Below are 11,869 nucleotides of genomic sequence, written 5' to 3'. Positions count from 1 at the left end.
ACTAGTGACTAGTAATTTCTCCTCTACTCCTCTACTCCTCTGTTTCCTCAGCTCCCATTCTAGCCTTCGGCAAGCCCTTCGGGCTACGAGAAGGGCTATTCTTCGAGAAGCCGCTTCGCGTCTACGCCCTACAGCTCCCTCAGCTCTGTTCTACCTACTCCCTGCTCCCTGCTCGTGCGATCCCTGACAACTGCAACTAATAACTAACACACAGCGTCTGTAGAGATCGAGCGAGTTCTAGTAAATTAGACTTAGTAACGCACTATTCTTGTTGTGAGGAGTGCGGCTCATTACAATTGTTGTCCGAAGGAGCTTTTATGCGTCGCCTACTTGCCTCGATCGCCGTTTCTGGCTTATTACTAACTGGGTTGCCCCTTGTATCATCCGCTCAGGGTACATCAGGATTTACTCTCTGGAGTGGCGTAAAGCGCGAGAATCAACTCCCCTACAAATTAGACTTTGGCGGACAAACTAGCGGCTGGGATCGCTATCGGTTGAGAATTCCACAGAAAAAGCTGAACTTGGCAGTATCGCAGTTTTCTATTTCCTACCCAGACTATTTTAAAGGTAAATTTGACACCGATCGGATTGAGGTGCGGATTAAGGGTGATAAAGTGCCGTTGCAAGAAGTTGTTTGGGATAAGGAAAATCATAAAGTTGATATTTATCCTAAAGAACCCGTTCCCGCTGGTAGCAGAGTGGAATTGGTCTTCTCGAACGTGAAAAATCCTAGCTCTGGTGGTACTTTCTACTTTAACTGTCAGATTCAAACACCTGGGGACGTACCGCTACTGCGCTATCTGGGAACGTGGATCGTTACTATCAGTTGATTAGGAAGCGACCAGATAGTCGTTGTAGAGACGTTACACGTAACGTCTCTACAACGACTATCTGGTTACGAAGCTTTCATGCTAAAATTGCAGATCGTGACTTTTTTAGCTAAAAATTCCGAATAACTGAGAGAGCAGATTTATGAAACGCACGCTGGAAGGTACTAACCGCAAAAGAAAGAGAACATCTGGGTTTCGCGCTCGGATGCGCACCCCCGACGGACAAAACGTGATTAGAGCGCGCAGAAGAAAAGGTCGTCACCGCCTCACCGTCTAAAGTCCCTAACAGAATTGAATAAATCAGTGAGTAGTGAGTGGTAATTGGTAATTGGCGCTTTTGTAAGAGACAATTAACTATCTGCTGACAACTCTTCCCTACTCCCTGCTCCCTACTCCCTTTCTTCACTGATAACTGGTCATTTGGGTTTGTCAAAAGTAAATCGGCTCTCAAGTAGAGAAGACTTTCGCGCCGTATTTCGAGCTGGAATACGGCGCAATAGCGATCGCATGACTTTGAGGGCTTTGCGAATGCAAAATGCCACAACCTCAGTAGCAGACGGCAAGCTAGCCACAGCTACGCATAAAGTAGGTGCGCCTACACGGATCGGTATTTCCATCAGCACAAAAGTGAGTAAAAAAGCAGTCGTTCGCAATCGGATTAAGCGACAACTGCGGGTCGCCTTTCGCTGTCTATTGCCGCGAATTTCACCCGGATGGTTACTGGTAGTTATCGTTCAACCATCAGCAGCACGACAGGAGTGCGTAACCAAACAATTTCTGCAAGAATTAGAGCAGTTATTGGTAGCAGCCGAGGTGCTTAATGGGAATTCGTGAAGAAGTTTACTACGAAGGTGGTCCTCACGTTGGGGATCTAATTATTAATTTGCTCATCGGGCTGACGCTGATTGGTATCCCCTTGACAGTTGGTGCAATTGTACGGGCGTTGTGGTTGCGCTACCGCATCACAAATCGCCGTATCTCTGTTACAGGCGGCTGGATGGGGCGCGATCGCACCGATATCATTTATGCTGAGATTGTCAAAATTGTAAAAGTACCGCGCGGCTTCGGTTTATGGGGCGATATGGTACTCACTCTAAGAAACGGTAGCCGTTTGGAAATGAGATCGGTTCCCAAATTCCGCGAACTATACGATTATATCAGCGAAAAGGCAGCCGAAAAAAATCCTCAAGTCAAAACCAAAGCTACAACTTGAGAATATTATGTAAGCAATTAGTAGTTCTCTGTTGTTAGTTATCGATCGCTTGTCATTGGTTGGCAAATGACTGATGACAAATGACCGATGACTAAAATCGGATAGATTAGATTCAGACGAATGACAAATTATTTCAGGTTGACTTCAAGATAATGGATTTTGGTATAGGGTTTCTTTCCAACAACGTCATGTTGCCGATCCTAGATTTTTTCTACGGGATCGTGGCGAGCTACGGGTTGGCGATCGTAGCCTTGACACTGGTGATTCGCTTTGCGCTCTATCCGCTGAGTGCCGGATCGATTCGGACGATGCGCCGCACGCGAGTTACTCAACCTTTGATGCAAAAGCGCGTCAAAGAGATTCAAGAGCGTTATAAAGACAATCCTGCCAAAATGCAGGAGGAAATGGGCGCTGTTTACAAAGAATTTGGCAATCCATTGGCAGGATGTTTGCCAGTCTTGCTGCAAATGCCCGTACTGTTCGCCCTATTCGCGACGCTGCGGGGATCGCCGTTTTCGGATATCAACTACAACGTCAACCTGCAAGTCTTTCCCCAAGAACAGATCGAACGCATTCAGCCGCAGGCTTTTACCACTCCGCCGCAAAACATTTACATTACTGATGGCGTTCACGCTCGCGTTGCAGCGATCTTGCCCAGTGGTAATAAATTGTTGGTCGGGGACAAAACTAAAATTGATTTTCAAACTCCAGAGGGTAAGCCTTTCTCAGCTCTAGTAGCAGAGTATCCAGATACCAATCTCGCCCCCAAGTGGAAAGTCACCAAAGGGGAAGAAAGGGTAAAAATTGATGAAAACGGTAATATTGAAGCCCTTCAACCAGGTGATGTGACAATTCAAGCAACAATCCCTGGACTTGCAGCTAACAAGGGCTTTTTATTTATTGATGCCCTCGGTAGAGTCGGCGCTTTTGATGAAGACGGAACGATCCATTGGGATATTGTGGCAATGGTGATTGGTTTTGGTCTAAGTCTCTATCTCAACCAAGTTCTATCCGGTCAGGGTTCTACCTCTAACAATCCCCAACAAGATACAGTCAACAAGATCACCCCAATTATTTTCTCAGGGATGTTTTTGTTCTTTCCGCTACCTGCTGGCGTGTTGATGTACATGCTGATTGCAAATATATTCCAAACACTCCAGACATACATTGTTTCCCGCGAACCCCTACCAGAAAACTTACAAAAGCTTGTCGAAGCAGCAGATGCTAAAGCAGGAGACGATGCAGGTCGTCAGTCGCTTCCTTTTGAACCAGGGCGGAAGAAAAAAGAAAAACCTTCAGGCTAAATCATGAGTGACGAGCAGATCGGGCAGCGGGGTCAGCAATGGCTAGAGCAACTCCTGCAACTGTCAGGAGTCTCTACTCAAGTTACAGCTAAATTGCAAACCCCAAAAACAGCAAACAGCGACCCAGAAGAACACGATAGTTATTGGCTGACAATCGAGCAGACTGATTTACCACCAGAGCAAGTCCAAGCTTTGATTGGTGCGGAAGGTTCGGTTCTAGATGCCATTCAGTATCTTGCTAATGCTACCCTGAATTTAAACCAACCTCAGGAACGGCAAGCCGCTTATATAATTGAGCTGGATGGCTATCGCTTGCGGCGACAAGCGGAAATTCAAGCGATCGCCACCTCAGCCATAGAACAAGTCCGTACCACAGGACAAGAGGTGGAGATCAAATCTCTTTCGTCCGCTGAAAGGAGGCAAATTCATACTTTTTTGAAGGAATTTCCCGATTTAGAAAGTTTCAGTCGTGGCAAAGAACCACATCGTCAGTTGGTGATTCGCACGATCGGTAGTAACTAGACTGAAAATGAATTCGGAATTCGGAATTCGGAATTAAGGATTTGAGATTATTTAATTTATAACTTGGCAAGCCCTATGGAGGCAATTTACATTCCTCATCTGACAACAGCACCGCAAAAAACTAGGGTCATCGAGGTTGATGAGTTCTTACCCGATCTAGACACCCTAACTCCGGTGCGCGGTCAGGTGCGCGTGCAACACGGTGGCAATTACCTAGAGGTTTCAGCTCAGGTAGAAACCATCGTTACCTTGACTTGCCATCGCTGTTTGCAACAATACAACCATCGCCTGAAAGTAGAAGCTTCAGAAATTATTTGGCTAGATCCAGAAGCAGGTAAAGAAGAAACTGCGATCGAGTTAGAAGTCGCATTTGAAGATCTGGTCGAAACTTTACAGCCTACAGGTCATTTCGAGCCTGGGGAGTGGTTGTACCAGCAATTATGTCTAGCCATGCCTCAGCGTCAGTTGTGTGACAGTCTGTGTCAGGGCATTCAACTATCGCCGCAGCCAGAAGAACCTTCAGAACCATCGAGCGATCGCCGCTGGGCATCTTTAGAATCCTTGAAAAATCACTTGTCTAATTAGGGACACCTGATATGAGCTTCCGCGAAGAGTTTGCACTGTTGCTACGCGCCCGCTACCCGATCGTCTATATTCCTACCTATGAGGAAGAACGAGCCGAAGTAGCGATTCGGGAAGAAGCCCGCATCCAAGGAAATCGCGCTGTCTATACTTGGGATTTTGTCGATGGCTACCAAGGTAATCCTAATGATGCTGGATTCGGTCGTCGTAATCCTCTACAATCTCTAGAATTTGTCGAGAAACTGCCTGCTTCGGCTCCGGCAGTTTTTATTTTGCGTGATTTTCATCGCTTTTTAGAAGATGTTTCCGTGTCGCGCAAACTCCGCAACTTAGCGCGGGTACTCAAATCGCAGCCGAAAAATATCGTCTTGCTGTCGCCACGAATCGTCACTACGGAAGAATTGGGTGAAGTTTTAACCATTTTAGAATTTCCCCTACCCGCTGCCGCTGAGATTAAGTTGGAGGTAGAACGCCTTTTGGCAGCCACAGGGCAATCTTTAGAAGCTAAAACGGTAGATGAACTCGTGCGTTCGTGCCAAGGATTATCCATCGAACGGATTCGGCGGGTACTAGCAAGGGCGATCGCCTCTCACGGAGAGATTCAACCGGAAGATGTCGAATTGGTTTTGGAAGAAAAGCGCCAGACCATTCGCCAAACTCAAATTCTTGACTTTTACCCTGCTACTGAAAAAATTTCGGATATTGGCGGTTTAGACAATCTCAAAGATTGGCTGTTACGTCGGGGTGGGGCATTTAGCGAACGCGCTAGGGCATACGGTTTACCCTATCCACGCGGACTGATGTTAGTTGGGATTCAGGGAACGGGTAAATCGCTCACAGCCAAGGCGATCGCCCATCACTGGCACTTACCTTTGTTACGCTTGGACGTGGGACGATTGTTCGGTGGTTTGGTAGGTGAATCAGAATCTCGCACTCGACAAATGATTCAAGTCGCGGAAGCCTTAGCCCCCTGTATTCTCTGGGTAGATGAGATTGATAAAGCTTTTGCCGGGTTGGGAGCAAAAGGCGATGCTGGCACGACTAGCCGCGTCTTTGGAACATTTATCACCTGGTTGGCAGAAAAAACTTCTCCCGTGTTTGTCGTTGCAACTGCCAACGATATTCATGCTTTACCACCGGAAATGTTGCGTAAAGGCAGATTTGACGAAATCTTTTTTGTTGGTTTACCGATTCAGGAAGAACGCAAAGCAATTTTCACCGTCCATTTATCTCGCCTGCGATCGCATAATCTCAAAAGTTACGATCTCGATCGCCTTGCCTACGAAACTCCTGATTTTTCTGGGGCAGAAATCGAGCAAACAATCGTGGAAGCCATGCACATCGGCTTCAGTCAAAATCGAGACTTTACTACTGACGACATTTTAGAGGCGGCGAGTCAAATCATTCCCCTTGCCCGTACTGCCCAAGAACAAATTCAGTTTTTGCAAGATTGGGCAGCGGCTGGAAAAGCCCGTCTCGCCTCTAAACACAGCAGCCTGAGCAACCGAATTCAGCGGCAATTGCAGTAGAACAGTTATCAGTTATCAGGGAGCAGAGGGGCTTCAGGTGCAGAGGGGCAACTACCAATTACCCATTACCAATTACCAATAATTAAAAAATCTACTACATTCAGACGATTATGCTAGGATTCGTGCTGTAGTAATTATGGGACAATAGTAGGGTATCGCCATGACTTTGGCAGGAGCAGCTAAATTTGTCCTGGGTGTTAGCTTAGCGCTGGCGATCTTGGCTGGTGGTAGCGCCGCAGTTGCTTTATATTTTATGTATAGAGTCACAACTCATCCGCCTAAGCCGACTTTTGCTAACGAACTCAACCAAAAACCAAAAGCTGTGCCTGCTCCGAAACAGCAAGCACAGCCTGAAATATCTAATCCCGATAATACTAATAACGCTGAATCTACGACCGAGAAAGCGAATTCTGACACTAATTCTACTGAGCCTCTAGCGCCAGGAACCTATAGAGCTAGGGTGTCTTGGGAAAAAGGCTTAAGTCTCCGTGCCGAGCCTGGAGCGGGTGCTGAACGCATCGGCGGGTTGGAATACAATCAACAAATCGTAGTTTTAGAAGCAAGTCCAGATAAAAATTGGCAAAGAGTTCGCTTATCGGATAGCGATCGCGAAGGCTGGATCAAAGCAGGTAACATTGAGAAAATCCAGTGAAGAGCAATCTGCGCTCGACAACCGACAACCAATAACACCAAGATTCTAGATCGGCAACAACGCTCTTTGACAAGAAGGACAAACAGCATGAATTGTTAGTTGGCAATCGAGCAAATGATACCCTTCCTTTTCAGCTGTTTTTGAGCCAATTTTTAAGATGGAATCGTTTTTAAACTCGATTGTTTTATTGCACCTAACACAAATTAAATGGTGGTGGTGGTGAGGGTAAGGCTGATTGATCTCGTAATGTTTATGTCCCTCTCCTAACTCCAGCTCACGCAGAATTCCCATCCGCGCCATTAACTTTAGAGTGCGATAAATCGTTGACAGACTGATTCCTGCTGTTTGAGTTTCTAATTGTTGGTAAAGCTCTTCCGCACTTAGATGTTTTCCTCTAGGCAGTTCTTGAAAAACCTGTAGGATCGTTTCGCGCTGCGGTGTGAGTCGCCAACCCCGCTCGTTGAGTTCTGCCTTAAGTGAGGTAGCTGAGTATGCAGTCATAACCACCTTTTTAAGCAAGCTTAATAATTGATAAGTATAGTCAATTATTGGTTGAAGTGTCAACAAGCTATAACTATTGAGAATGATTTTTAAGAAAAGAGAGTCGTAGTTTGCAGATAATAAAAATCTTCTGGCTAAAAAATAGGCAGAAGAGGTGAAGAACGAAGAATGAAAGTGAATCTAACTAGGTTGTAAAAAACACGGTCACGATCCTTCACCCGATCGATGTTGTTAGCTCAAATTGTTAGCTCAAGGACTCTAAGTAATCCCGCACGCGATTGCGTCGTTTGGGTTGTCGTAGCTTTTGTAGTGCTTTAGATTCAATTTGACGCACTCTTTCCCGTGATAAGTCTAAAGCACGTCCAATTTCGGCTAGAGAGTAACAGTGTCCGTCTCCCAGACCAAAGCGCATCAAAATAACATCCCGTTCGCGATCGGTTAAATCTGCTAAAAGTTGCTGTAAATCTCGATGGAGAGCTTCACGCATGAGCAACTCTTCAGGGGAAATACTGTCGTTTTCGAGTAAATCTCCTAACTCAGTATCTTTTTCCTTCCCAACTTTTGTTTCCAAAGATACGGAACGAGGAACTCTCAGTAGCACTTCCCGTACTTGAGGCGCAGTCATCTCCAATTCGAGCGCAATATCTTCGATTGTAGGGGTACGACCTTTTTCTTGCGCCAGTTTTCGCTGAGCTTTCTTAATTTTATTCAGTTTTTCTGTAATGTGAACTGGAAGACGGATGGTACGGCTTTGGGTGGCGATCGCGCGGGTAATACCTTGACGAATCCACCAATAAGCGTAGGTGCTGAAGCGATAACCTTTGGTAGGATCGAACTTTTCTACCGCTCTTTCTAACCCCAGAGTACCTTCTTGAACCAGATCTAGCAGTTCCAAACCGCGATTTTGATACTTTTTCGCAACTGAAACAACTAGGCGTAAATTCGCCTTGATCATGTGTTCTTTGGCATGAATCCCGTCGTTTTGAATTTGCTCTAATTCTTCGACGGTAATTTTGGCAATTTCAGCCCAACGGCGCTTCCCAACTGCCAAAGCGGGTTTGAGTTCCATCACGGATATACCAGCGCTAGCAGCCCATCGTTCTAAAGAGGGGCGGTGTCCTAGCTCGGAGGTCAGGCGCTCTTGGGCTTCAATTAGGGTGATGTATGTTTTGATAATCGAGTCGTCCTTTGCTGCATGACTGACGCACAGCGCTCGCATTCGTAAATAACGCTGCACTTTTTGAGCTTCGGAAACTTCTTCATCTCTTTCTAGCAGGTGGACGCGACCGATCTCTTGCAGGTATAAACGAACTAGGTCTGTAGTCCGACGGGTAACACCAGGTTGTAGGCTCTCCCGCTCGTTAGAGTCAATATCCAAAGTCAGCAGGTCATCCACGCCCAGATCGGTATCATCTTCTGGATAATCTGACCGAAAGCGCTGGGGTGCTGATTGGGGTTCGTAGGCTGCGTCCGCGTAAAAAGATAGTGCTTGCATAGGGGTTATCTCAACTGCTCCAGGTGACAATAGACTTCACTCGGTTGCTTCTTGTTGCTGATGCTATTGTTCCCAGCGATCTTGGCGAACTAACATCTTGCTGCTAGATTTACGAGGAAACTTGACGATCGCGCCCACTAACTTCAGGAATAACTCCAAATTTTCTAGTGAATTCAAGTACGAACTGATACTGCTACGGATGTTAGGATTGCGGATACTTAAAGCAGCAATTTGGTTTCAATATCTTGTTGAAAGGCTGAAAAGTATCGCAAAATTAGCGTTTCAAGAATAAACGCGATTTAAGATAAATGTGTGAGATCGCACCCTAGTGTAAACTACAATTTTTGTCTGAGAAATTTCGGAGAATCAGTTGCGATCGCGTAAAGTTTTATGAAATTTGTGTGGATTTACGTAGGAGCGATTCGGTCGAACCATCGCCTCTACAATAATTCCGATTTGAGGTCGCGCAGCATCAGTGCTTCCAGCGCTTGCTTGGGTGTAATTTCCGCTTGCAGGAGACGATAAACTTCAGCCGTAATCGGCATATAGATGTCTTGCTGGCGAGCGCGTTGCATGAGTACCTGAGTCGTATTCACGCCTTCAGCCGTTCCTTCTAGGTGAGCGAGAATTGCGGACAGGGTTTTACCTTGGGCGAGTTGATATCCAACTTGATAATTACGACTGAGGGGACTGTTACAAGTTGCCAGCAGATCGCCCAAACCAGATAGACCGTAAAAAGTTTCTGTTTTTGCTCCCCAGCTGTTGCCGATGCGGATAATTTCCGTCAGTCCACGGGTAACGAGTGCAGCTTTAGCATTTGTACCCAACTGCAAACCATCGCAAACACCCGCCGCGATCGCCATCACATTTTTCAGCGTCCCGCCCAACTCTACGCCCAAAGGGTCGGAATTGGTATAAACGCGGAACTGCGGCGAGGAAAATACTGCTTGCACTGCTACTGCGGCGTTGTCGTCAGTACTACCAGCAACAGTTGCCGCGGGTAATCCTTGTTGAATTTCCTTGGCTAAATTAGGACCGCACAGTACAACTACCGAGCGATCGGGAAAAGCCGCCTGCCAAATCTGGGCTGGGGTGAGAGTTGTGACAGGATCGAGTCCTTTGGTTGCCGTGACAAAAATTGTTGCGGGTAAAAGAGGTAAAGTCTGAATTTCTCGAACGACTGTTGCTACACCCTGCATTGAGACAGCAGAAACAACTACATCCGCACGTTCGATCTCGCTAGGCGAAATTGCCCCATCGCGCCGCGATCGCACTTGCACGCGATGACCATTAGCTGCTGCGAGAGATGCTAACGTCGTTCCCCAAGCCCCAGCACCTAGAACCACCACCGATCTTGGATTTTGAGTTGAGTGTTGGCGATCGCTAGCGAGAGACTGGGATTTTGGATGAATCACAAACCTAAAATCTCAATTATGACTCAATTTTTAGAGCGGATTTTACCTGAGAGCCTCGCTCTCTAGTCTAGGTTAACTCGATCGATCCGCCCCAGTCTATTGAGGGTAACGAAAGAAAACTGGTAGAGCGACACAATGTCAGTGTCAGTAGCATAGAGACACCATACTCGGTCGAACTCCACAATGGGACGTTCCATGTCGAAAGTTTGGGAGTTGAGTGAGGAGCAACCGCGATCGGCTGGCTATTTTCGCTGAAGTCGCAATAAGTTTTGTATTAAGAATTTTAAACTACCAAGATAAACTTTAAAATTTATTAATGAAGCCCCCCGAACTCGATCGAGATTTTGAAGCGTTATTAGACTACCTCAAACGCAACCAGAGTTGTGACTTTACAGGCTACAAACGCCCTACCTTAATGCGGCGTTTCTCTTGCCGAATGCAGCAGCTCCACATTGAGCGCTATCAGGACTATTTACAGTATTTGCAAAGCCATGCTCAAGAGTGGATTGAGCTTTTAGACTCCATACTGATTAACGTTTCTAGTTTCTTTCGCGATCGCGAAGCTTGGGATTATCTAGCCAGCGAGAGCGTGCCTAAAATTATTGCTAGCAAACAGCCTGACGAACCGATTCGCGTTTGGAGTGCGGGCTGTGCTTCTGGGCAGGAAGTTTACAGTTTACTCATTTTGTTTGCAGAAGCTTTGGGAATTGAGTCGTGTTTGCAGCGAGTTCAACTCTATGCTACCGATGTGGATAAAGTTGCCCTTCAACAAGCACGACAAGCGGTATATCGCGCGAATGAAGTGAAAGGACTTGCTCCAGATTTACTCAAGAAATACTTTGAGCCAACCGAGCAAGGCTATGCTTTCGATCGCAGACTTCGCCGTAGGGTCATCTGTGGTTGTAATAACCTAGCTGAAGATGCACCGATGTCCAAAATCGATTTGCTGGCGTGCCGTAATACCCTGATGTATTTCAATCCAGATATCCAAGCAAGAATTCTGGTTCGCTTTCATTTTGCGCTGAAAAACAACGGCTTTCTCTTTCTAGGTAAGCATGAAACACTGACTGCTCAAAGACCGATTTTCATGCTAGACAATATCAAGCATCGAATTTATATCAAAGGACTACATTTGGAGTTAGGCGATCGCCTCTCAATCACTCCTAAATTTCGCCTAAAGGAAGCTAGCGATTCACTAGTCTCCCAACTATGCTTTTGGCAAGCTGCATTTGAGACAAGTCCTTTTGCTCAGCTATCGGTCGATCTGAATAATCGTTTAGTTGCTGCTAACGAACAGGCAAACTTTTTATTTAGATTAACGCTCTCCGATTGGAGCCTTCCGTTTTCAGAACTTTTACCCGGAAAGTTAGTGAGTTCCCATGTTGCGATCGGCAAATTTTACTGCGATCGTCGTCCAGTCAATTTGAAAAATATTAAGTGGATAACTTCAGAAGGAACAAAGTATCTCGATATTTTTATCGCACCTGTTTTCAGCACAAATAATGATTTGCTGGGAGTTAACTTGACGTTCATCGATGTCAGCGATCGCCAACAAATCATAGAAAAACTAGAATACAAATATTCGGAATTAGCCAGAGTTTCGGAAACATGTCAGGAAACAAAAATGGTACTTGATACAACTCGCATCGAGCTTGAAGAGACTCAAAAAGAATTAGAAGCCTTAGATCAAGAACTACAATTTATCGAAAGAGATATGCAATTTAGAAATTGATGGCAATTGCGATCGCTCTGCCTGACTTCATATCTTAAATTACGGGACTGGTACGTCTCGAACGCGCGACATAGCGCTTTAGGAGGCACTATTT

At 45.9% G+C, this 11,869-nt stretch carries 13 protein-coding genes; 10 read left to right on the top strand and 3 right to left on the bottom strand.

Annotated features, from left to right (window positions below; genetic code table 11):
• The first annotated feature begins 317 nt into the window (after positions 1-317).
• From H6G17_RS13720 to H6G17_RS13680, 9 genes are all read left to right on the top strand, one after another.
• Positions 318-830 (top strand): DUF2808 domain-containing protein, encoded by a 513-nt coding sequence (locus H6G17_RS13720; RefSeq protein ID WP_015152368.1) that lies wholly within the window; start codon positions 318-320, stop codon positions 828-830.
• Positions 831-972: 142 nt separating this feature from the next.
• A complete protein-coding gene (gene rpmH / locus H6G17_RS13715) occupies positions 973-1,107 on the top strand; it encodes a 50S ribosomal protein L34 (RefSeq protein ID WP_015152367.1) in 135 nt (44 codons plus the stop codon).
• Positions 1,108-1,250: 143 nt separating this feature from the next.
• Positions 1,251-1,664: a ribonuclease P protein component gene (gene rnpA, locus H6G17_RS13710; protein WP_192157971.1), complete on the top strand. Its 414-nt coding sequence runs from the start codon at positions 1,251-1,253 to the stop codon at positions 1,662-1,664.
• A complete protein-coding gene (locus tag H6G17_RS13705) occupies positions 1,651-2,043 on the top strand; it encodes a PH domain-containing protein (RefSeq protein ID WP_015152365.1) in 393 nt (130 codons plus the stop codon). Before rnpA ends, H6G17_RS13705 begins: the two co-directional genes overlap by 14 nt.
• 152 nt (positions 2,044-2,195) lie before the next feature.
• Positions 2,196-3,347: a membrane protein insertase YidC gene (gene yidC / locus H6G17_RS13700; protein ID WP_192157969.1), complete on the top strand. Its 1,152-nt coding sequence runs from the start codon at positions 2,196-2,198 to the stop codon at positions 3,345-3,347.
• Between the two features lie 3 nt (positions 3,348-3,350).
• A complete protein-coding gene (locus H6G17_RS13695; RefSeq protein WP_192157967.1) occupies positions 3,351-3,869 on the top strand; it encodes a R3H domain-containing nucleic acid-binding protein in 519 nt (172 codons plus the stop codon).
• A gap of 75 nt (positions 3,870-3,944) precedes the next feature.
• Positions 3,945-4,454: a YceD family protein gene (locus H6G17_RS13690; RefSeq protein WP_192158123.1), complete on the top strand. Its 510-nt coding sequence runs from the start codon at positions 3,945-3,947 to the stop codon at positions 4,452-4,454.
• Between the two features lie 11 nt (positions 4,455-4,465).
• Complete coding sequence (locus H6G17_RS13685; protein ID WP_192157965.1) at positions 4,466-5,980, top strand: AAA family ATPase; 1,515 nt, start codon at positions 4,466-4,468, stop codon at positions 5,978-5,980.
• A gap of 160 nt (positions 5,981-6,140) precedes the next feature.
• Positions 6,141-6,632 (top strand): SH3 domain-containing protein, encoded by a 492-nt coding sequence (locus H6G17_RS13680; protein ID WP_192157963.1) that lies wholly within the window; start codon positions 6,141-6,143, stop codon positions 6,630-6,632.
• A gap of 45 nt (positions 6,633-6,677) precedes the next feature.
• On the opposite strand, the gene H6G17_RS13675 is transcribed toward H6G17_RS13680, so the two are convergent.
• The 3 genes from H6G17_RS13675 to H6G17_RS13665 form a co-directional block, all read right to left on the bottom strand.
• Positions 6,678-7,133 (bottom strand): transcriptional repressor, encoded by a 456-nt coding sequence (locus H6G17_RS13675; RefSeq protein ID WP_015152359.1) that lies wholly within the window; start codon positions 7,131-7,133, stop codon positions 6,678-6,680.
• Between the two features lie 244 nt (positions 7,134-7,377).
• Positions 7,378-8,628 carry an RNA polymerase sigma factor SigC gene (gene sigC / locus H6G17_RS13670; protein WP_015152358.1) on the bottom strand — a complete coding sequence of 417 codons (1,251 nt, stop codon included), beginning with the start codon at positions 8,626-8,628 and terminating at the stop codon, positions 7,378-7,380.
• A gap of 440 nt (positions 8,629-9,068) precedes the next feature.
• Positions 9,069-10,040: an NAD(P)H-dependent glycerol-3-phosphate dehydrogenase gene (locus H6G17_RS13665; protein ID WP_192158121.1), complete on the bottom strand. Its 972-nt coding sequence runs from the start codon at positions 10,038-10,040 to the stop codon at positions 9,069-9,071.
• 319 nt (positions 10,041-10,359) lie between these two features.
• On the opposite strand from H6G17_RS13665, the gene H6G17_RS13660 reads away from it, so the two are divergent.
• Complete coding sequence (locus H6G17_RS13660; RefSeq protein WP_192157961.1) at positions 10,360-11,775, top strand: protein-glutamate O-methyltransferase CheR; 1,416 nt, start codon at positions 10,360-10,362, stop codon at positions 11,773-11,775.
• Positions 11,776-11,869 lie beyond the last annotated feature (94 nt).

This window comes from Chroococcidiopsis sp. [FACHB-1243], assembly GCF_014696895.1.
In the GTDB taxonomy this organism is placed as follows: domain Bacteria; phylum Cyanobacteriota; class Cyanobacteriia; order Cyanobacteriales; family Chroococcidiopsidaceae; genus Chroococcidiopsis.
The sequence above is the reverse complement of the archived record's forward strand: the minus strand, read 5'-3'. Positions and strand labels throughout refer to the sequence as shown.

Coding starts and splice junctions, on each gene's coding strand:
- H6G17_RS13705 (WP_015152365.1), top strand. CDS start 1,651: ATGGGAATTCGTGAAGAAGTTTACTACGAAGGTGGTCCTCACGTTGGG.
- yidC (WP_192157969.1), top strand. CDS start 2,196: ATGGATTTTGGTATAGGGTTTCTTTCCAACAACGTCATGTTGCCGATC.
- sigC (WP_015152358.1), bottom strand. CDS start 8,628: ATGCAAGCACTATCTTTTTACGCGGACGCAGCCTACGAACCCCAATCA.
- H6G17_RS13675 (WP_015152359.1), bottom strand. CDS start 7,133: ATGACTGCATACTCAGCTACCTCACTTAAGGCAGAACTCAACGAGCGG.
- H6G17_RS13690 (WP_192158123.1), top strand. CDS start 3,945: ATGGAGGCAATTTACATTCCTCATCTGACAACAGCACCGCAAAAAACT.
- H6G17_RS13695 (WP_192157967.1), top strand. CDS start 3,351: ATGAGTGACGAGCAGATCGGGCAGCGGGGTCAGCAATGGCTAGAGCAA.
- H6G17_RS13660 (WP_192157961.1), top strand. CDS start 10,360: ATGAAGCCCCCCGAACTCGATCGAGATTTTGAAGCGTTATTAGACTAC.
- H6G17_RS13720 (WP_015152368.1), top strand. CDS start 318: ATGCGTCGCCTACTTGCCTCGATCGCCGTTTCTGGCTTATTACTAACT.
- H6G17_RS13685 (WP_192157965.1), top strand. CDS start 4,466: ATGAGCTTCCGCGAAGAGTTTGCACTGTTGCTACGCGCCCGCTACCCG.
- rpmH (WP_015152367.1), top strand. CDS start 973: ATGAAACGCACGCTGGAAGGTACTAACCGCAAAAGAAAGAGAACATCT.
- H6G17_RS13680 (WP_192157963.1), top strand. CDS start 6,141: ATGACTTTGGCAGGAGCAGCTAAATTTGTCCTGGGTGTTAGCTTAGCG.